This window comes from Actinomadura fulvescens, assembly GCF_039533225.1.
Classification (GTDB): domain Bacteria; phylum Actinomycetota; class Actinomycetes; order Streptosporangiales; family Streptosporangiaceae; genus Spirillospora; species Spirillospora fulvescens.
Map to the genome: position 1 here is coordinate 892165 of NZ_BAAATD010000002.1, position 18687 is coordinate 910851.

At 70.7% G+C, this 18687-nt stretch carries 20 protein-coding genes; 9 read left to right on the forward strand and 11 right to left on the reverse strand.

The window, feature by feature from the left end; genetic code table 11:
• Positions 1-6 precede the first annotated feature (6 nt).
• Genes ABD333_RS10865 through ABD333_RS10885 form a run of 5 tightly spaced genes read right to left on the reverse strand, consistent with a single transcriptional unit; the run spans position 7 to position 5503 of the window.
• Positions 7-1131 carry a branched-chain amino acid ABC transporter permease gene (locus ABD333_RS10865; protein WP_344540173.1) on the reverse strand — a complete coding sequence of 375 codons (1125 nt, stop codon included), beginning with the start codon at positions 1129-1131 and terminating at the stop codon, positions 7-9.
• Entirely contained in the window at positions 1128-2015 is an 888-nt protein-coding gene (locus ABD333_RS10870) for a branched-chain amino acid ABC transporter permease (RefSeq protein ID WP_344540174.1), read from the reverse strand. Before ABD333_RS10870 ends, ABD333_RS10865 begins: the two co-directional genes overlap by 4 nt.
• 22 nt (positions 2016-2037) lie before the next feature.
• Positions 2038-3909, reverse strand: coding sequence for an AMP-dependent synthetase/ligase (locus tag ABD333_RS10875; protein ID WP_344540175.1), 1872 nt, complete (start codon positions 3907-3909; stop codon positions 2038-2040).
• Positions 3906-4721, reverse strand: coding sequence for an ABC transporter ATP-binding protein (locus ABD333_RS10880; RefSeq protein ID WP_344540176.1), 816 nt, complete (start codon positions 4719-4721; stop codon positions 3906-3908). The genes ABD333_RS10875 and ABD333_RS10880 overlap by 4 nt, the downstream gene beginning before the upstream one ends.
• On the reverse strand, positions 4718-5503 hold the full coding sequence (locus ABD333_RS10885; protein ID WP_344540177.1) for an ABC transporter ATP-binding protein: 786 nt from the start codon (positions 5501-5503) through the stop codon (positions 4718-4720). Before ABD333_RS10885 ends, ABD333_RS10880 begins: the two co-directional genes overlap by 4 nt.
• Positions 5504-5645: 142 nt before the next feature.
• Here ABD333_RS10885 and ABD333_RS10890 point away from each other — a divergent pair, with 142 nt between their 5' ends.
• Positions 5646-6578: a LysR family transcriptional regulator gene (locus tag ABD333_RS10890; protein WP_344540178.1), complete on the forward strand. Its 933-nt coding sequence runs from the start codon at positions 5646-5648 to the stop codon at positions 6576-6578.
• On the opposite strand, the gene ABD333_RS10895 is transcribed toward ABD333_RS10890, so the two are convergent.
• The 4 genes from ABD333_RS10895 to ABD333_RS10910 all read right to left on the reverse strand — a co-directional run bounded on the left by ABD333_RS10895 (position 6541) and on the right by ABD333_RS10910 (position 9606).
• Positions 6541-7710 carry a PP2C family protein-serine/threonine phosphatase gene (locus ABD333_RS10895; RefSeq protein ID WP_344540179.1) on the reverse strand — a complete coding sequence of 390 codons (1170 nt, stop codon included), beginning with the start codon at positions 7708-7710 and terminating at the stop codon, positions 6541-6543. The genes ABD333_RS10890 and ABD333_RS10895 overlap by 38 nt on opposite strands.
• Positions 7711-7721: 11 nt before the next feature.
• Positions 7722-8237 carry a VanZ family protein gene (locus ABD333_RS10900; RefSeq protein ID WP_344540180.1) on the reverse strand — a complete coding sequence of 172 codons (516 nt, stop codon included), beginning with the start codon at positions 8235-8237 and terminating at the stop codon, positions 7722-7724.
• A 94-nt stretch (positions 8238-8331) separates the two neighbouring features.
• Entirely contained in the window at positions 8332-8673 is a 342-nt protein-coding gene (locus tag ABD333_RS10905; RefSeq protein WP_344540181.1) for a HEAT repeat domain-containing protein, read from the reverse strand.
• Between the two features lie 132 nt (positions 8674-8805).
• Complete coding sequence (locus ABD333_RS10910) at positions 8806-9606, reverse strand: RNA polymerase sigma factor SigF (RefSeq protein WP_410556933.1); 801 nt, start codon at positions 9604-9606, stop codon at positions 8806-8808.
• A gap of 261 nt (positions 9607-9867) precedes the next feature.
• Between ABD333_RS10910 and ABD333_RS10915 the strand changes: the two genes are divergently transcribed.
• The 4 genes from ABD333_RS10915 (at position 9868) to ABD333_RS10930 (ending at position 13446) form a co-directional block, all read left to right on the forward strand.
• Positions 9868-10665: an SDR family oxidoreductase gene (locus tag ABD333_RS10915; protein ID WP_344540468.1), complete on the forward strand. Its 798-nt coding sequence runs from the start codon at positions 9868-9870 to the stop codon at positions 10663-10665.
• A gap of 11 nt (positions 10666-10676) precedes the next feature.
• The gene (locus ABD333_RS10920) at positions 10677-11747 is read left to right on the forward strand and encodes a class I mannose-6-phosphate isomerase (RefSeq protein WP_344540183.1); all 1071 of its coding nucleotides are present in this window, start codon (positions 10677-10679) and stop codon (positions 11745-11747) included.
• A gap of 128 nt (positions 11748-11875) precedes the next feature.
• A complete protein-coding gene (locus tag ABD333_RS10925) occupies positions 11876-12916 on the forward strand; it encodes a LysR family transcriptional regulator (RefSeq protein ID WP_344540184.1) in 1041 nt (346 codons plus the stop codon).
• Positions 12913-13446, forward strand: coding sequence for a ferritin-like domain-containing protein (locus ABD333_RS10930; protein WP_344540185.1), 534 nt, complete (start codon positions 12913-12915; stop codon positions 13444-13446). Before ABD333_RS10925 ends, ABD333_RS10930 begins: the two co-directional genes overlap by 4 nt.
• Positions 13447-13472: 26 nt before the next feature.
• Here the strand turns inward: ABD333_RS10930 and ABD333_RS10935 are convergent, their stop codons facing one another.
• Positions 13473-14465 (reverse strand): serine hydrolase domain-containing protein, encoded by a 993-nt coding sequence (locus ABD333_RS10935; RefSeq protein WP_344540186.1) that lies wholly within the window; start codon positions 14463-14465, stop codon positions 13473-13475.
• Between the two features lie 324 nt (positions 14466-14789).
• Between ABD333_RS10935 and ABD333_RS10940 the strand changes: the two genes are divergently transcribed.
• On the forward strand, positions 14790-15572 hold the full coding sequence (locus ABD333_RS10940) for an enoyl-CoA hydratase/isomerase family protein (RefSeq protein WP_344540187.1): 783 nt from the start codon (positions 14790-14792) through the stop codon (positions 15570-15572).
• Positions 15573-15626: 54 nt separating this feature from the next.
• Entirely contained in the window at positions 15627-16010 is a 384-nt protein-coding gene (locus tag ABD333_RS10945) for a hypothetical protein (RefSeq protein ID WP_344540188.1), read from the forward strand.
• 44 nt (positions 16011-16054) lie between these two features.
• Here the strand turns inward: ABD333_RS10945 and ABD333_RS10950 are convergent, their stop codons facing one another.
• Positions 16055-16921, reverse strand: a complete 867-nt coding sequence (locus ABD333_RS10950) for an NAD(P)-dependent oxidoreductase (RefSeq protein ID WP_344540190.1) — start codon at positions 16919-16921, stop codon at positions 16055-16057.
• A gap of 101 nt (positions 16922-17022) precedes the next feature.
• Between ABD333_RS10950 and ABD333_RS10955 the strand changes: the two genes are divergently transcribed.
• A complete protein-coding gene (locus ABD333_RS10955) occupies positions 17023-17643 on the forward strand; it encodes an RNA polymerase sigma factor (RefSeq protein WP_344540192.1) in 621 nt (206 codons plus the stop codon).
• Positions 17640-18632 (forward strand): CU044_5270 family protein, encoded by a 993-nt coding sequence (locus ABD333_RS10960; protein WP_344540194.1) that lies wholly within the window; start codon positions 17640-17642, stop codon positions 18630-18632. The genes ABD333_RS10955 and ABD333_RS10960 overlap by 4 nt, the downstream gene beginning before the upstream one ends.
• Positions 18633-18687: the final 55 nt, after the last annotated feature.

Here is an 18687-nt window from a genome sequence, read left to right on the forward strand (position 1 = left end):
GGGCTCCTAATAGCTGAAGGGCCAGGCCTTCCAGTAGTTGCGGATCCGGGTCCAGATGCCGAACAGGCCGCGGGGCTCAAGGATGAGGAAGACGATGATGAGGAGCCCGTACAGCACGGTCTCGACCTGGAAGATGTTCGGGGCGTCGCCCGACTCGGAGCTGATGAACGGGAGCACGCCGGGCAGTTCACGGGTGATGCGGGGCAGGAGCGTGATGAACATCGCGCCCATGATCGATCCGCTCACCGTGGCCACCCCGCCGATCAGGATCATGGCGATGAACTGGACGGACAGCAGCAGGTTGAACGAGCCGGGATCGAAGTACCCGGCGACGGTGTACATCAGCGCGCCCGCGGCGCCCGCGTAGAACGAGGAGATCGCGAACGCGAGCAGCTTGCAGCGGCGCAGGTCCACGCCGATGATCGCGGCGGCGATGTCGCGGTCGCGGACGGCGGCGAACGCGCGGCCGACGCGCGAGCGCATGAGGTTGCGGGCCAGTACCGCGAAGAGCACCAGCATCACCAGCATGAGCAGGTAGAGCTTCTGTTCCTTGCTGTACGCCCCCGCCTCGTCCAGCCGGATCCCGAAAAGCTCGGGCACCGCCGCGGGCCGTCCTACGCCGGGGCCGCCGGTCAGGCTGTCCCACTCCTTGAAGATGTGCTCGCCGAGGAACACCAGCCCCAGCGTCACGATCGCCAGGTACAGCCCGCGCAGCCGGGTCGCGAGGGGCGCCACGATCACGCCCGCGAGCGCCGCCGCCAGCCCCGCCGCCGGCAGCCAGATCAGGATGGAGGTGACCCCGAAGCCGATGACCTTGCCGTCGGGATCGCCGGAGATCGCCGCGGCCGTGTACGCCCCGATCGCCAGGAAGAACGCGTGGCCGAGCGAGATCTGGCCGGCGTAGCCGGTGACGATGTTGAGCCCGATCGCCCCGATCGACGCGACGAAGCCGACCGCGAGCAGCTGCAGGATGTCATCGGTCAGCATGAACGGGGCGAGCACCGCGGCCACCAGCAGCGCGCCGAGCCACCGCCGTTTGCCCGGGGTGTCGAGCAGCGCCATGTCCTGCTTGTAGGACGTGTGGAGCAGGGGACGCCCCCGAGGCCGCCGCCGTTCGAGCACAGGCGTCATACCCGTTCCACCTCCGGCGTTCCGAACAGGCCGTACGGTCTGATCAGCAGGACGAGCAGCATCAGCACGTACGGCGACACGACCGCGAAGTTCTGCCCGAGCCAGGGCGCGAGGTCGGCCTGGTAGGTGCCGACCAGCGACTCCACCAGCCCGACCGCGAGCCCGCCGAGCACCGCGCCGCCGAGCGAGTCCAGCCCGCCGAGGATGATCGCGGGCAGCGCCTTCAGCGCGATGATCCACAGGTTCTGGTCGACGCTGGCGCCGCTGCCGACCAGCACGCCCGCGACGGCGGCGAGCCCGCCCGCCATCGCCCAGGAGGTCGCGAACACCGCGCCGACCGGCACGCCCTGCGCGAGCGCCGTCTCCTGGTCGAACGCGGCGGCCCGCATCGCCAGGCCGAAGCGCGTGTAGCGGAAGAACGCGAACAGGGCGGCGACCATGAGCGCGGTGGTGAGCAGCATGGCCAGGTACCGCTGCTGCACCGGCACCCCGAGCAGGTCGACCGTCCGCAGCCCCCACGGGTCGCCGACCTGCCGCACGTCGAGCCCGATGAAGCCGTTGACGATGACCCGGATGACGATGTCGAGCCCGAGCGTGATGATCGCGACGACGAAGACCGGCTTGCCGACCATCGGCCGGACCGCCACCCGTTCGACGCCGAGGGCCAGCAGCGCCACCGCGACCGCCGACAGCAGCAGTGCCGCGAAGAAGTTGACCTCGGCCGCGAGATAGGTGACCAGGACCGCGCCGGCGAGCATGAACGCGGGCTGGGCGAAGCTGATCACCCGGGTCGACTTGTAGATGATCACAAAGCCGAGCGCGAGCAGCGCGTAGATCGACCCGTTGCCGAGCCCGCGCGCCACGCTCTGCCAGAACTCGGTCATCGCCGCCCCGCTCCGCTCGCGATCACGTGTGCGCCTTCCCGTAGAGCTCGTCGATCAGGTCGGCGAAGACGCGCTCGATGGCGGTGCGCTTGACCTTCTGGGTGGCGGTGAGCTCGCCGTCCTCGTGGTCGAGTTCCTTGGGCAGCAGCCGGAAGTCCTTGAGCTGCTCGGGCCGGGCGAGACCGGCGTTGACCCCGTTCACGACGCCCTGCACCAGCTCGCGCACCTCGGGGCGTTCGGACAGGTCGCGGTAGGTGGTGTAGGCGAGGCGGCGGCGCGTCGCCCACTCGCCGACGGTGTCGAGCTCGATCCCGATGAGCGCGGTGAGGTAGGCGCGGCGGTCGCCGAGGACGATGGCCTCGCGGATGTACGGGGACACCTTCAGTTCGTTCTCGATCAGCGGCGCCGCCACGTTCTTGCCGCCGGAGGTGATGATGATCTCCTTCATCCGGCCGGTGATGCGCAGGTGCTCGCCGTCCCACTCGCCGACGTCGCCGGTGTGCAGCCAGCCGTCGGGCTCGACGACCCGGCGGGTGGCCTCCTCGTCGCGCCAGTACCCGGCGAACACCCCGCGATGGCGGGTCAGGATCTCGCCGGTGTCCTCGTCCACCCGGACCTCGCAGCCCGGCTGCGCCTCCCCGACCGTGCCCAGCTTGACCCGGCCGGGCCTGTTGGCGGTGGCGATGGCGGTGTTCTCGGTCATCCCGTACACCTCGTGCATGGGGACGCCGATGCCCATGAAGAACTTGAGCACCTCCGGCGCGATGGGCGCGGCCCCGGACGCCGCGTACCGTACGCGCCGCATCCCGATCCGCTCGCGCAGCGCCCGGAAACAGAACACCCAGCCCACCGCGTACAGCAGCCTGGTGACGGGCGTGTGCCGTCCGCCGCGGCGCACGAGCGTGTCACCGAGCCGGTCGGCCAGCCGCAGCCACAGCCGGGTCGTCCAGCGCTTGACCGGGCTCGCCGAGCCGAGCCGGATCTCCACGCTCGCCAGGATCTTCTCCCAGATGCGCGGCACGCCGAACAGGATCGTCGGCTGGACCTCCCGCAGGTTGGCGGGCACCGTCTCGATCGACTCGGCGAAGTTGACCTGCATGCCGGACGAGGCGTTGAACCACACCGTGAAGATGCGTTCGGCGACATGGCACAGCGGCAGGTACGACAGCGCGAGGTCACGAGGCGTCGGCGGCGGCGAGGTGAAGCCGCCCTCCTCGATGAGCACTTTGATCGCGAACTCCACGTTCGCCACCGTCAGCATCGCGCCCTTGGGCGGGCCGGTGGTGCCGGACGTGTAGACCAGCACCATGACGTCGTCGGGCCGCGCCGCCGCCATGCGTTCCTCGACCGCGCCGGGGAACTCGGCGCGGTGGCGCAGCCCCAGCTCGCACAGCTCGTCCCACGACATGAGCCGCGGGTCGGTGTAGCGGTTCCTGATGCCGCGCGGCTCGATGTAGACGATGCGCTCCAGACCGGGGAGCTCGCCGGTGACCGCGAGCGCCTTGTCGACCTGCTCCTGGTCCTCGGCGATCAGGATCTTCGAGCCCGAGTGCCGCAGCAGGTAGCCGACCTCGGCCGCCGGGTTGGTCGGGTAGAGGCCCATCGTGGTGCCGCGGATCGCGACGGTGGCCAGGTCGCTGTAGAGCCATTCGCGCCGGTTCTCCGAGTGCACCGCCACCCGGTCGCCGGGCTCGACGCCGAGCGACAGCAGCGCGTGCGCGACGGTCAGCACGGTGTCCCAGTACGTGTGCCACGTGACCTCCTGCCAGATGCCGAGGTCCTTCTCGCGCATCGCGACGCGGCCCGGGGCCGCCGCGGCGCGGTCGCGGACCCTGGTGGCGATCGTGGTCGTCGTGGTCGCCGGCCGTTCGGTGGTGGTCTTCACCTGCGTCATGAGGCTTCCCCCAGATACGCCCTGATGACTTCGGGGTCGGTTCGGATGTCGGCGGGGGCGCCGAGCGCGATCGGCACGCCGAAGTCGACGACGAGCACCCGGTCGGCCAGGTCCATCACCAGGCCCATGTCGTGCTCGACCAGGATCATCGGGATGCCGAGCTCCTCGCGGATGTCGAGGATGTAGCGGGCCATGTCCTCGGTCTCCTCAAGGTTCATGCCGGCCACGGGCTCGTCGAGCAGCAGCAGCTTGGGCTCCTGCGCCAGCGCACGGCCGAGCTCCACCCGCTTCTGCACGCCGTACGGCAGCAGCCCGACCGTGTGCCGCCGCCACTGCTCCAGCTCCAGGAAGTCGATGATGTCCTCGACCGCCAGGCGGGCCGCGAGCTCGGCCCGGCGTGCCCGGCCGAGCCAGGCCATCCCGGCGAGCGCGCCGTACCGCAGTTGCTGGTGCCGCCCGAGCATCAGGTTGTCGAGGACGGTGAGGTTGGCGAACAGCTCGACGTTCTGGAACGTGCGGGCGATGCCGAGGCCCGCGATCTCGTGCGGCCGCCGGCCCGGCAGGTCGGCGCCGTCGAACGTGACCCGGCCCTGCTGCGGCCGGTAGACGCCGGAGATCACATTGAAGATCGAGGTCTTGCCCGCGCCGTTCGGGCCGATCACGGCGAACAGCTCGTCCGGCGCGACGCCGAACGAGACACCGTCGATCGCGGTCACGCCGGCGAACGACAGCCGCACGCCGGCCAGCTCCAGGATCGCGGCACCCTCCGGCACGACCGCGGCGCCCTCCACGATCGGAGCGTCCTCCGTCATGACAACCACCGCTTCCGCCGCCGGTAGTGCTTGACGTCGCGGAACGAGCGGGCCGCGCCCTCCGCGCCGAGGCCGAGGTAGAACTCCCGGATGTCGTCGTCCTGGAGCAGCTCGCGGGCGGGCCGGTCCATGACGATCTTGCCGGTCTCCAGCACGTAGCCGTGGCCCGCGATGGCCAGCGCCATCGTCGCGTTCTGCTCCACCAGCAACACCGTGGTGCCCTGCCGGTTGATCTCCACGATGATGTCGCGGATCTGCTCCACGAGCCGCGGGGCGAGGCCCAGGCTCGGCTCGTCCAGCAGCAGCAGCCGCGGCTCCGACATCAGCGCCCGGCCCACCGCCAGCATCTGCTGCTCGCCGCCCGACAGGTATCCCGCCGTACGGCCGCGGCGTTCCTTGATCACGGGGAACAGGTCGTAGACGCGGGTCAGGCTCTCGGCGAGACCGCGCGGATTGGTGTGCGCGCCTAGCCGCAGGTTTTCCTCGACGGTCAGCTCGGCGAAGATGCGCCGGCCCTCCATGACCTGCCGCACGCCGAGGCGCACGACGCGGGTCGGGGCCAGTTCGTGGATCGGCCGCCCGTCGAGCAGCACCGATCCCTTGGTGACCTCGCCGTCATGGACGTCGAGCAGCCCGGAGATCGCCCGGAGCAGCGTGGTCTTGCCCGCCCCGTTCGCGCCCAGGAGCGCGACGATCTCGCCCTCGGGGACCTCGAGGCTGACGCCCCGCAGGACCAGGATGACATCGTGGTAGACGACCTCGAGATTCCGAACACTCAGCATGAGCGCCGTCCGGTGGTGGGAATCCAGCTCGGCTCAATGTCAGAGAGTGTGACCTGCATCTCACCGTGAGACAAGAGCGGTTTTTGTCCCGCCCGTCTCTCTTTGATAACGCCACGTGGACCTCTCCTGCCAAGCTGTCCTCATGCTCGATGTGAAGCGGCTCGTGCTGCTGCGGGATCTGGCGGACTACGGCACGGTCACGGCGGTGGCCGACATCCACCAGGTCACGCCGTCGGCGGTGTCCCAGCAACTGCGGGCGCTGGAGACCGAGACGGGCGCGGCGCTGCTGCACCGGGAGGGCCGGACGGTGCGGCTCACCGCGGTCGGCGCCGCGCTGGCGCGGCAGAGCGAGCATGTGCTCGCCGAGCTGGAACGGGCCCAGAGCATCGTCCGCTCGCTCGGCGACCAGGTCGTCGGCGAGCTGCGCGTGGGCTGCTTCCCGAGCGCGCTCGTGCCCGTCGCGGCCCCGTTCGTCGCGGCGCTCGCCGAACGCCATCCCGGTCTCCGGCCACGGATCACCCAGGCCGAGCCGGAGGACGTGGTCCCGATGCTGAAGCGGCGCGACCTCGACGTGGCGCTGCACTACCGCTACCTGCACCTCGGCACTCCGGCGCCGCAGGGGCTCACCGTCGCGCCGCTGTTCGACGACCCGCTCTGCCTGGCGATCCCCGAACGCCTCCGCCCCGCCGTCGAACGGGAGGGCCCGGCCGTCCTGCGCGACGAGAAGTGGATCACGACGGCCGCGCCGAGCAGCTGCCGGGACGTGACGTTGCACGCCTGCCACAGCGCGGGCTTCACCCCGGTGATCGAGCACGAGTACGACGATCTCGCCGCCGCGCTGGCCCTGGTCGCCCTCGGACTCGGCGTGACGATCCTGCCGGGCCTGCTCTGCGGCGCCCCGCCGCCGGGCGTCGCGATCGTCCCGATGCCCGGGAAGGGCCGCACGACCGAGGTCCTCATCCGGTCGGGCTCAGGCGATCATCCCGCGGTCGCCGCCGCGCTGGCCGTCCTGGACGAGCAGGCCGCCGTCCTCGGCGCTAGGGCGTCCGCCCCCTCCAGTCGAGGCACAGCATGACGGCGTCGTCGAGGAGTTCGGTGCCCTCGTGGTGGTCCAGCAGGCCGCGGGAGAGAGTCCGGACCACCTCAAGAGGCCCCTGGAGCACGGTGTCGCGCAGGACGCGTGGCAGGGCGCTCATCCCGTAGGCGGCCCCGTCCGGTGACAGTGCCGTGTGCACGCCGTCGCTGACGATGAAGAGCCGGTCTCCGGGTTCCACGGCGAACGACTCCTCGGTGTAGACGGTGTCGTAGAACATGCCCAGCGGCATCTGCGCGCTGAGCCCGATCGGCTCCGCCTTGCCGCCGCGCATCCGCGAGAGCCGCGGTGACCCGGCGTCGACGGCGTGCACCCGGCCGCCGGCGACGTCGAACTCCAGCAGCAGCGTCGCCAGATGCGTCCGGCCCCCGTGGTGCGAGTAGATCGTCTCGTTGGCCAGGGCGGCCTGGTCCAGGATGCCGGCGCCCGAGCGGCGGGCGTTGCGCATGGCGCTGATGGCGAGGTGGGTGAGCAGCGCGGCCTGCGTGCCCTGCCCGGTGCCGTCGGTCACGGTGAGCGTGAGGCGGTCGGCGGTGGCGGCCCAGTCGTAGTTGTCGCCGCAGACCGCGTAGGCGGGCACGAGCTGGCCGGCGAGCGTGTACTCCTCGCACGACGTCGAGCGGCCGGGCAGCAGGTCCCACTGCATCTCGGCGGCGAGCGTCAGCCGGCTGCGGCGGCGGACCTGCCGGTAGAGGTCGGTGCTGCTGTCGGCGACCTTCAGGGCCCGGGCCAGCACGACGGCGATGGCCGTGAACCGCTCCAGCTGTTCGGGCCGGAACGGCCGCAGGGCGGTGAGCGTGATCACGCCCAGCCGGTCGCCGTGCACGGTCAGCGGAAGATGGGCCCGGTACGGCCGGTCGGCGCCGTCGCCGGGCTCTTCGACGACGGGCCGCTGCGCGGCGAACGCGCGGCCCGCCGCGGTGGTGTCGACCCGGATCGGGTCCAGTCCGGACGCGACCGGGATGAGGAAGGCGTTGGGGTAGTCGGCGAGCAGGACCTCGGCCCCGGTGACGGGGAAGTGCCTGGTGACCACGTCGATCGCCGTGCTCGCCACCGCGTGCGGCCTGGCCAGCCAGATGGCGTGTTCGGCGTTGCGGAGGCGGTCTTCGTCCATCGCCTTGACGGTCACCTGCCTCCGTGCGAGCCCTGCCTCCGGCCGCGTGCCACATGCGAGACCTTGCGTCCGGCCAGGAGGTAGGCGAGAACGACGCCCGCGGCGTTCAGGATCACGTCGTCGACGTCGAACGCCCGGCCCTCGACCAGCAGGCCCTGGGTGGACTCGATCGCCAGCGAGACCAGGCCGCCCACCACGAACAGCCGCAGCGGTCCGCGCAGCCGCGTCGACACCACCGGCAGCAGGACGCCGAGGGGCGCCAGCAGCATCAGGTTGCCTCCGAGCTGGATGAGCGCGTCCCGCGGGGGCTGGTCGAGATAGAACCGCAGCGACCGTCCCGGGTCGGTGTTGCCGCCCGCCTGCCCGTTGTCGTGGATCGGGGTGAGGGTGAGCTGGAACGCGACGTACGAGAACAGGGCCAGAACGCCGAGCGCGAGCAGCACCGCGAGGCACCGCAGCGTGGTGACCAGCCATCCGGGGGGTCGTCGAGCCGCCGGAGCCTGCTGCCTGTCCACCTGCGTGTCCACATACGCTCCTCGATCACCCGCCACGGAGATCCCGTTCTTTCCCGCCCTTTGTCCTTGTATGCCGTTCCTTTGCCGGGCAGTGAGGGTTTCCAGGTCAGGCGATCCAGCCGTTGGCGCGCGCTTGGTGGAGCGCCTGACGGGACTCGCGGTCGTCGAGCATCTCCAGGCCGCGGACGGCCCAGAACCGCAACGACTCGTCCAAGCTCTCCAGCTGGTCGCGGAAGACGTCGAGCGCCTTCGGGGACCGCGCCTCGGCGATGAGCTCCAGCAGCCAGCAATGGAGCCCGTGGTCGTCCCGCTCGGCCCTGAACTCCTCGATGAGCTCGTCCACGTACGCGTCGGCGTGCTCGCGCAGGAAGTCGAAGGCGTCCTCCTGGACCTGCGGGTCGTGTTCGCGCATGAGTCGCATGGCCTGGTCGAAACGTCGCCGTGACATGACCCCGAGCCTAGAGTCGGCCACCGACACGAAGAAGACGGGCGACCAGGACCTGCGACCGCCCGCTCAGGCGCGCGACCAAGGCCTGCCACCGCCCGCTCAGGCGCGCGACCAAGGCCTGCGACCGCCCGCTCAGGCGGGCTCCAGGACCGGCTCTGGGACGGCGCCGACCTCCGCGCGCAACTGCTGAAGGCTCCGGGCCAGCAGCCGGGACACGTGCATCTGGGAGATCCCGATCTCCTCCGCGATCTGCGACTGGGTGCGGTTCCCGTAGAAGCGCAGCAGCACGATGCGCCGCTCCCGCGCGGGCAGCCGCGCCAGCGCCGCCTTGAGGGCCTCGCGATACTCCACGACGTTGAGCTGCTCGTCCTCGTACCCGAGCAGGTCGGCGTAGGCGGGCCCCTCGTCGTCCTCGCCGGCCGGCTGGTCGAACGACCTGGTCTGGTAGGCCTCACCGGCGGCGATCGCCTCGATGATCTCTTCCTGGTCGCGGCCGGTGTGCTCGGCGAGCTCGCTCACCTTGGGTGAGCGGCCGAGCCGCTGGGTCAGCTCTCCGCGGGCCTTGTTGAGCTCGTTGCGCAGTTCCTGGATGTTGCGCGGCGGCCGGACGGCCCAGCCCCGGTCCCGGAAGTGGCGCTTGATCTCGCCGACGATCGTCGGCGTCGCGTACCCCTCGAACGGGATGCCCCGCTCGGGGTCGAACCGGTTGACCGCCTTGACCAGGCCGACCATGCCGACCTGCTGGAGATCCTCGGTGAGCTCGCCGCGCTGGGTGAACCGGCCGGCCAGGCTCCGCACCATCGGCAGATACCGCTCGAAGATCTCCTCGCGGACGCGCCACCACTCCGGGTGCCCCTCGGGATACCGGCGCAGCCGCCGGAACGGCTCCAGCTGCTCGTCCGTCGCGGGCTCGCCGGCCGTGCGGTCCTCCACCAGGTCCACGATCCGGTCTGCGGTCAGCGTCACGTCGCCCCTCTTCCCTAGCTCGACGATCTGTCTGAATGGTTCGCCGAGGATGCCCCGCAGGACGCCGTTCAATCCAGGCCGCGTCACCGATCCGTGATAGCCGCGTCACACCTGTCTCAAGTGTCCTTCAAGTCTGCTCACATCCGAGATGCGACGCTCGGCTGCGGGTAGTGCACCCTCGTGGGACAACCAGCGCAACAGCAGAAGCCCCCGGGCGTGCAGTCCGAGATGACGCCTCGGCCCGACTGCGGTGAGGAGAGTTACCGCGGCACGGGGAAGCTGACCGGCAAGGTGGCCGTGATCACCGGCGCGGACAGCGGCATCGGGCGCGCGGTGGCGATCGCGTTCGCCCGCGAGGGCGCCGACCTGGTGATCTCGTATCTGAGCGAGGTCGAGGACGAGGACGCCGCGGACACCGCGCGGCTGGTCGAGGAGGCCGGGCGCACGGCGGTGCTCGTGCGTGGGGACCTGTCCGAGCCGGCGCGGTGCCGGCAGGTGATCGACACGGCGGTGGAACGGTTCGGGAAGATCGACGTTCTCGTCAGCAACGCCGCGTACCAGATGACGCGGGACTCGCTCGAAGAGACTCCGGACGAGGAGTGGGACTACACCTGGCAGACCAACGTGTCCGCGCTGTTCCACCTCTGCAAGGCGGCCCTGCCGCACATGGGCGAGGGCGGCTCCATCATCGGCTCGACCTCGGTCAACTCCGACTCGCCGCCGCCCAAGCTGCTCGCGTACAACGCCACCAAGGCCGCGATCGCGAACATCATGGGAAGCCTCTCCCAGCTCCTCGGCCCGCGCGGCATCCGGGCGAACTCCGTCGCTCCCGGCCCGATCTGGACGCCGCTCATCCCGGCGACCATGCCTCCCGACGAGGTCGAGTCGTTCGGGAAGCAGGTACCGCTCGGGCGGCCGGGACAGCCCGCGGAGCTGGCACCGGTGTACGTGCTGCTGGCGAGCGACGACGGCGCCTACGTGTCGGGTGCCCGGGTCGCCGTCACCGGCGGCCAGCCGATTCTGTGAGCGGGGGACCGATGAGCGTGGACTGGTACCCGCTGAGCCTGACGACGCCCATGAAGGGGCATGTGTTCGGCGGGCGGGCGATCGCCGACCGGCTGCGGCGCTCGTCGGCGCCCCGGCCCGGCCGTATCGCCGAGACCTGGGAGGTCAGCGACGTCGATGGGCAGGTCGGTGAGGTGACCGCGGGCCCGCTGGCGGGCGAGTCCCTGCGTTCGCTGGTGGAACGGCATCCCGAAGAGATGATGGGCTCCGGCTGGAGTGGCGACCGGTTCCCGATCCTCACGAAGTTCATCGACGCCAGCCGGTCGCTGCCGGTCCATCTGCACGCCGACGACAAGGACGCCCGGGCGCTGGAAGGCGAGCCCAACGGAAAGACCGAGGCGTGGCACATCCTTGAGGCCGCCCTCGGCGCCACCGCGCTGGTCGGCGTCAAGCCGGGAGTGGACGACGCCACGTTGCGCGACGCCCTGGTGCGCGGCGACTTCGACGCCGTGATGCGCCGCCTGCCCGTACGCGCCGGAGAGACGCTCTACGTACCGGCGGGGACGCTGCACAGCTTCGGCCCGGACACGCTGGTGTACGAGATCGAGCAGACGTCGGACGTCCAGCAGTCGGCCATGCCGTGGCGCATGGAGGACGGCTCCCGGCTCCCCGACAAGGAGTGGGAGCAGAACCTCGACATGCTGCTCGCCGAGTGGAAGCCGGAACCGCGTCCGGAGTTCCAGCCGGGCCTGTCCCTCCCCGTCGACCACGACGGTGAACGCGTCATCTGCTGCGCCGGCCCCTACTTCGCGCTCGAACGGTGGCGCGCGGCCGCAGGCGCGACCGCGCGGTGCGCCTTCGGCACCGCCGTCATCGTGAGCAACGTCGGGTGCGCGGTGCAGATCACCGTGGACGGGTGGCAGGACGTGCTGGGACCGGGATGCAGCCTGCTGATGCCCGCGGCCCTCGGAGAGCTCCGCGTCGAGGGGCCCGCCGACGTCCTCCTCGGCTACCTGCCCGACCTGGTCTCCGACATCCACGAGCCCCTGGCGGCGGCCGGGTACGGCCCCGACGTGATCGCGGCCCTGGGCGAGCCGGCGTAGTCGCGGCCCCTCGACCGTGTACGACGGCGATCGACGCCGTCCGATATGGAGCGAAATCGTCCGACGTCGACGAGAGACCGTGCCGAACGGGTCCAATGCAGCGATGGGCTTCCACGAGAAGGGACGGCATGGAACTTCGTGTGGTCGAGGCGTTCCTCGCAGTGGCCGACGAACTGCATTTCGGCAGAGCGGCCGTTCGCCTCGGTGTGACACAGGGCCGGGTCAGCCAGATGATCCGTTCGCTGGAACGTGAGATCGGCGCCGCGCTGTTCGTGCGCACGAGCCGCAAGGTGCGGCTCACCCTGCTGGGCGAACGGTTCCGCGCCGGGGCACTGGCGGGCTACGAGCAGCTGATGGGGACTCTGCGGGAATGCCAGGAGGCGGCGACCAGCGTCGGCGGCCTGCTGCGGATCGGCTACCTTCCAGGAGCCGGGGCCTACATCGCGCCGATGGTGGCCGCCTTCCAGGCGCGCTACGCCGACTGCCGCGTGGAGGCCAGTTCCATCCCGCTGCCCGCCGCACTCATCCCCTACGATGCCCTGGCCTCCGGGGAGTGGGACATCGTCGTGGCCTGGGCGCCCAGCGGAGACCCGAGGGTGGTGGCCGCCGCGGGCCTGACCGTCGGCTCGACGTTCATCAGCACGCCTCGCGCGGTCGTCGTCCCCCAGGGGCATCCTCTGACCGCGCTGGAGACCGTGTCCTGGGACGACCTGGCGAACTACGAGCTGCTCAACCCGAGCAACACCGTCCGCCCGGAGCTGCGGGACCTGTGGACGCCGCGTTCGGCCCCGTCCGGCCGTGTCCTCCGCTACACGGCCGACGATGTGATGACCATGGGCGGCGGCCGGGAGCGCACGGTCGAGGACCTGATGCTCCTCGTCGCCCTGGGACGCGGCCTCTACGTCAGCATCACGACGCTGCTGGAACACTTCCCGTACCAGGGCCTCGACCTCGTGCCCATGCGCGACGCGGGCGCCAAGCACCTGGCGCCGATGTGGACGACCGCCGCCGAGACCGCCGCCATCCGGGCGTTCGCCGAGCTCACGGCCGAGCACCGCCGCGATCATGCTCCGCGCTTTACCCCTTCCGGGACCTCTCTTGGAACGTGTCCGGGAATCAACGAGGCGTCCGTTCACCGCCTTTCCAACAGCCGGGAGCCCTTTCCATGAGCGACGACTTCGTCCTGGACGTCACCAGAATCCGCGAGCAGGTCCGCCAGAAGATGGACGCCGGGGCGGTCACCGGCACCTACGGGCATGACAAGAACCGCGTCATCGAGGTGCTCAACGATGTGGTCGCGACCGAGGTCGTCTGCTGGCTGCGCTACACCCGCCACGCGATCAGCGCCTCCGGCATCGACCGCGCGCAGGTGTCGGCCGAGTTCACCGAGCACGCCAAGGAGGAGATGGACCACGCGCTGCGCGCGGCCGAGCGCATCAACCAGCTCGGCGGTTCGCCCGACTTCGATCCGGCCAAGCTCGCCCAGCGCTCCCACACCGACTACACCACGCCGCCCGACAACGACCTGAACACGATGCTGCGCGACAACCTGGAGGCCGAACGCATCGTCATCTCCACCTACCAGGAGATCATCAGGTGGCTGGGGGAGGGCGACCCGACCACCCGGCGGCTGATGGAGTCGATCCTGGAGGAGGAAGAGGAGCACGCCGACGACCTGGTCGACCTGCTCGGCATCTGAGCGGACGCGGTCAATCACAGGCACGGTCAGTCGCGGGCGCGGGCCTCGATGCCGAGCGTCAGTTCCGCGTTCTGCTCCGGAAGGTCCCAGACACCCTTCCGGTGGGCGTGGTTGCTGATCCAGAAGACCATCGCGCGGCGGTCGGGGAACCGGGCGAACTCGCCGAACGACCAGTCGTTCCCGCCGTCGTGCTCGATGATCCTGCGGCCGCCGGCGAGCGTGATTCCCCAGCCGTAGCCGTAGAAGAACGTGAAGCCGTTCCGGACGCCGACGGCCACGTGCGGCTTGAACATCCTCCGTTTGGCCTGACGGGAAAGAATCCGGTCGCCTTCCAACGCGCGATGCCAACGGAACATGTCGCGCGGCGTGGAAATCACGCCGCCGTTGCCCCGGAGAAACCAGTGCGGGCCATCGGCGGCCCACGGGTGCTCGTTCGGCCTGCCCTTCCGCCGGCCGTCCTCGTCGTATTCGACGGCGATCTGGTCACGGTCCCACTTCGGCAGCACGTACCCGGTCCGCGTCATCCCGGCCGGCGCGAACAGGTGCCGGGCGAGAAAACGTTCGTAACCGACGCCCGAGACCTTCTCGACGATCGCCGCCAGGACGCTGTATCCCGCGTTGGAGTAGTGGAACGCGGCGCCCGGAACGGACTGGAGCCTGGATTTCAGCACGATGCCGAGCATGCCGTCGCGCGAGACCGGCTCATAGTCGTCGCCGCCGATCGCGTCGTCGTCCAGGCCCGCCGTGTGCGTCAGCAGCGAGTGGAGGGTGATCTCTCGTTTGCCCGCGGGCACGGGACCGAGGTACCGGCTGATCGGATCGGACACCCGCAGCCTTCCCATCAGCTCCAGCTTCATGATGGCGGCGGCGGTGAACTGCTTGGTGATGGACATGATGTCGTAGGCGGTGTCGCAGCGCGCTGGAACCTTCTTTTCGCGGTCGGCCAGTCCGAAGCCTTTGCAATGAACGAGCCTGCCATCGTGGGCCGCGACGACCGTTCCGCCGGGGCCCTTCGGCAAAGCTTTGTCGAGAAAGCTCTGAATGGACGCGTCGGTACGTTCCGGTGCCGATGCCGCAACAGGGCGATCAGCGTGCCGGAGCGCGGCGGCGCCTCGGTCAGGGTCCCCGCCGCACGCACCGACAACGCCCATCATTCCGACCGCGACCGCGACCGTTCTGGCACCGGGAGAACAACGGTTTGTTCGCATTCCCGGAACGCTACGGAAGGCCGTCGACCGTCGTCGTCCCTCGCCGAGGGGAAAACCCGGTCCCTCTCACCGGGGACCTGAATCCGAAGCCCGGTAGCCTGCCGAGTCCAATGGGTTCCGCTCGGAGGGAGCGCTGTGATCGAGGTCGATGTCACCGACGGGATCGGGGTCGTGCGGCTGGCGCACGGCAAGGTCAACGCCCTGGACCTGGAGCTGTGCCGGGCGATCGAGGAGACGCTGCGCGACCTGGACGCCGGGCCGGCCAGGGCCGTGGTGCTCACCGGCACGGGACGGGCGTTCTCCGCCGGGGTCGATCTGGCGCGCATCGTCGAGGGCGGCGCGGGCTATGTCGACGACTACCTGCCGGCGCTGACGGGTGCGTTCCGTGCCGTCTTCGAGGCGGGCAAGCCGGTGGTGGCCGCGGTCAACGGCCACGCGATCGCCGGGGGCTGCGTACTGGCCGCGGCCTGCGACCACCGCGTCATGGCGGCCGGAACGGGCACGATCGGCGTACCCGAGCTGTACGTGGGGGTGCCGTTCCCGGCCGTGGCCTTGGAGATCATGGAGTACGCGCTGGGGCCGGTCGCCGCGCGCCGGGCGATCCTGGACGGCCGCAACCACACCGCCGCCGAGGCGCTCGCCCACGGCTTCGTCGACGAGCTGGCCGAGCCCGGAGAACTGCTGGACCGTGCCCTGGCCGTGGCCGGCCGGCTGGCCACCGCCGTGCCCGCCGACGTCCTCCGGCACACCAAGCGGCAGTTGCGCGGCGACGCCGACGATCGTCGCGAGGGCGAGGCGACGACGGCGCGGCTGTGGCGGACCGCCGCGGCCGACGGCCGGATCGAAGCCTTCATGGCCCGGACCGTCGGCTCCCGCCGAAGTTCTCCAGGCGGATCGCCGCCGCCGGCCGCCGGATGACCTCGCCGTACCGGCCCACGCCGTGCACAATGCCAGGGTCGGAAGGAGTCTTCGGTGGACTTCGTCGCTTCGTACAGGAACCGCGCCGGGATGGCCGTCCTGGCGCTCGCCCTCAGTGCCGGGACGCTGGTGATCGGCGCTCCCGCGCACGCCTCCGTCCCCTGGATCTGCGGCAATGGCCAGGTGTGCGGCTACGACCCGTCGGGAAAGGTGATGTTCGTCGTGACGGCGCCGCCGCCCGGCCAGTGCACCACGACGCCCACGTCGTCCTTCGGCCCCGTCACCACGGTCGTCAACGCCAGCGACACCCTGGTGAAGCTGTCGGCCGCGGGATGCGCGCAGGCGGCGGCCGACCCGCAGATCACCGCCCCGCCCCGCCAAACGGTCACCACCTCCTACTGGTTGCGGATCGGCACACGGATCTCCGCCGCCGCCTAGCCCGTGCCTCAAAGCCAGCTGACCGGCATCGCCGCGTGGCGCCGTCACCCGATCGCCGCGGTCAGTCCCTCGTCTCCGCGCCCGTCCGCGATGAGTTCTTCGATCCTGGCCGCCACCGGAGGCAGTCCTCCGTCGCCGAGACGCCGGCCGGCCCGCAGCCCGATGAGGTGGCGTACGACCGTGAGGTGCTCGGCGAGGTTGGCAGGTCCTGCGGGATAGTCGGCCTCCCGCAGCTCGGAGACGGTGGCGGGGACCGCTGTGACCACGTGACCGAGTTGGGTGGCCGCCGTGCGCGCGAACTCGGCGACGTCGATGTCGGCCTCGCGCACCGTGTCGAGGGCCCGCAACAGGCCGAGCTGCGCGTCGTACCAGACGCCGAAGAGGGCGAGATCCCAGATCGCGGCCGCCTCGGGCGTCTCCCCGACGAAGCGCGGCTCGCTCAGCAGCCCCAGGATGGCGTGGTGCCGCTCGAACGCGGGCCGCGAGCCGCTGTACAGGATGGTCGCCGCTTCGGTGCCGATCATCTCGGGCGAGGCCTGGACGCCCGCGTCGAGGTAGTGCGCCCCCAGTGCGGCGACCTGCCGGGCGGCCTGCCGCGCCTCGTCGGCGGTCCCGGTGCACATCACGACGATCGTCCGCCCGGACAGGTCGCCGTCCAGCTGGGCAAGGCACTGCCGGACCGCCGCGTAGTCGGTGAGGGTGAGCAATATCAGCTCAGCGGAGGATGCCGCCTCGCCGATCGATCCCGCCGGCCTCGCGCCCGCGTTCACCAGATCGGCCGAACGGCTCGCGGTCCGGTTCCACACGACCACGTGGTGCCCCTCGGCGAGCAGCCGGCGTGCCACCGCACCGCCGATGGCTCCTGTGCCGATCACTGCCACCCGACGCGCTGAGCTCTTGGTTTCCGTCATGGACCTGATCTTGGGGCCTCAACCAAACTTGAGGTCAAGTCGCCCGCCTACAGTGACCGGGGTCACACGGAACCCGGCGGGGCCGCCGGACAGGACAGGATGTGGAGTTGTCAACGCGAGCCCGGATACGGGCAGGTGACCCCGGCGCGTTCGGGGACCTATTCGATGAGCATGCACGAGTGGTGTACCGCTACGCGGTCCGGGTCACCGGGAATTGGGCGGCGGCCGAGGACATCGTGTCGCTCACCTTCCTGGAGGCGTGGCGCCTGCGGGAGAAGGTCCGGTTGGAGGGCGAGTCGCTGCGCCCCTGGCTGCTCGGTATCGCGACCAACGTCCTGCGGAACGCCGCCCGGTCCGCGCGGCGGCACGAGGCGGCGCTGAGCCGGATGCCCGGCCGGGGCGTAGTGCCGGACTTCTCCGACGAGCTCGTGGGCCGTCTCGCCGACGCCGAGGAGCTGGCCGCCGCACATACCGCGCTCGGCAGGTTGCGCAAGGCCGAACGTGAGGTGTTCACGCTCTGTGTGTGGGCGGGCCTGAACTACGCGGAGGCGGCCGAAGCACTCGGCGTTCCGCAGGGCACTGTGCGTTCGCGGCTGTCACGGGCCCGTGCCCGCCTGCGCAAACTCACCGACGACGAACGGGAACCCTCGCCGGGCGGCGGACAGCTCATCAGTGACGACCGCGCGAACGCGGTCCGGTCGAAGCAGGAGAGGCACTCATGAACGGCACCCCACAGCGCGGACCAGAACCCGGCGAGCTCGCCGAGCTCGTGCGGCTCCTTCCGCCCCCGGGCGACCCGGAGCTCTCCGACGGCCGGCACCACCTCCTCAAGGAGCATCTGATGCTGCAGATCGAAGAGCCCGCGACCGCCCCGCACCGGCCCAAGCGCCGCCGACTCGTACTGCTGGCGGCCCCGCTCGCCGCCGCGGCCGTGGCGGCGGGCCTGTTCACCGGCCTGCACGGCAGCGGTGACACCCCACCCCCGCCCGCGGCCAAGCCCGGCGGCGGGAACGGCGCCACCGTGCTGCTGGACCGCATCTCGCTGGCCGCCGAACACCGGCCCACTTCGCCTGTGCGCGACAACCAGTTCGTCTACATCAAGAGCAAGGTCGCGTGGACCACCCAGACGGGCAACGGACCGCGGGTTCCGCAGCCGCTGCGGGAGCGGGAGATCTGGCTGCCGCAAAGCCCGGGGAAGCGCGGCCTGATCCGGGAGGCGGGCTGGGCAAAGAAGATGGTGCTGGTCGGTTCGAGGAACGACCTGACCTACCGGAAGCTCGCCGCCATGCCGACCGAGCCGGGCGCTCTGCTGGCCGGCGTCTACGCGAAGATCCCGAAGTCCGGCAAGACCGCCGACCCGGCCGCCCGGAACGCCGCGGCCTTCCAGGAACTCGGCCGGCTCCTGAGCGAGCAGATCCTGCCGCCCAAGCTCGCCGCCGCCATCTACCGCGCCGCCGCGAAGATCCCCGGCGTCCTCGTGGTGCCCGACTCGGTCGACGCGGCGGGCCGGCACGGCGTGGCCGTCGCGCTGGTCGCCCACGGCGAGCGCAGCGAATGGATCTTCGACAAGAAGACGCTGAACTACCTGGGCGAGCGCGGCTACATGGTGGAGGACACCAAGGCGGCCAAGAAGGGCATGGTCACCGCCACCACCGCGGTCCTCCAGCGCGGCGTTGTGAACAAGTCGGGCGATCTCCCCGGCAGGCCGTAACAAACCGTCCCGGAAGCCGCGCGGAAGAGGACCGAACGGCGGCCAGGCCCAGGTC

Bases quoted from the DNA above. Each gene is read 5' to 3' on its own strand.
- ABD333_RS10865 (WP_344540173.1), bottom strand. From the start codon at position 1,131: ATGACGCCTGTGCTCGAACGGCGGCGGCCTCGGGGGCGTCCCCTGCTC.
- ABD333_RS10870 (WP_344540174.1), bottom strand. From the start codon at position 2,015: ATGACCGAGTTCTGGCAGAGCGTGGCGCGCGGGCTCGGCAACGGGTCG.
- ABD333_RS10875 (WP_344540175.1), bottom strand. From the start codon at position 3,909: ATGACGCAGGTGAAGACCACCACCGAACGGCCGGCGACCACGACGACC.
- ABD333_RS10880 (WP_344540176.1), bottom strand. From the start codon at position 4,721: ATGACGGAGGACGCTCCGATCGTGGAGGGCGCCGCGGTCGTGCCGGAG.
- ABD333_RS10885 (WP_344540177.1), bottom strand. From the start codon at position 5,503: ATGCTGAGTGTTCGGAATCTCGAGGTCGTCTACCACGATGTCATCCTG.
- ABD333_RS10890 (WP_344540178.1), top strand. From the start codon at position 5,646: ATGCTCGATGTGAAGCGGCTCGTGCTGCTGCGGGATCTGGCGGACTAC.
- ABD333_RS10895 (WP_344540179.1), bottom strand. From the start codon at position 7,710: ATGGACGAAGACCGCCTCCGCAACGCCGAACACGCCATCTGGCTGGCC.
- ABD333_RS10905 (WP_344540181.1), bottom strand. From the start codon at position 8,673: ATGTCACGGCGACGTTTCGACCAGGCCATGCGACTCATGCGCGAACAC.
- ABD333_RS10915 (WP_344540468.1), top strand. From the start codon at position 9,868: ATGACGCCTCGGCCCGACTGCGGTGAGGAGAGTTACCGCGGCACGGGG.
- ABD333_RS10920 (WP_344540183.1), top strand. From the start codon at position 10,677: ATGAGCGTGGACTGGTACCCGCTGAGCCTGACGACGCCCATGAAGGGG.
- ABD333_RS10925 (WP_344540184.1), top strand. From the start codon at position 11,876: ATGGAACTTCGTGTGGTCGAGGCGTTCCTCGCAGTGGCCGACGAACTG.
- ABD333_RS10930 (WP_344540185.1), top strand. From the start codon at position 12,913: ATGAGCGACGACTTCGTCCTGGACGTCACCAGAATCCGCGAGCAGGTC.
- ABD333_RS10950 (WP_344540190.1), bottom strand. From the start codon at position 16,921: ATGACGGAAACCAAGAGCTCAGCGCGTCGGGTGGCAGTGATCGGCACA.
- ABD333_RS10960 (WP_344540194.1), top strand. From the start codon at position 17,640: ATGAACGGCACCCCACAGCGCGGACCAGAACCCGGCGAGCTCGCCGAG.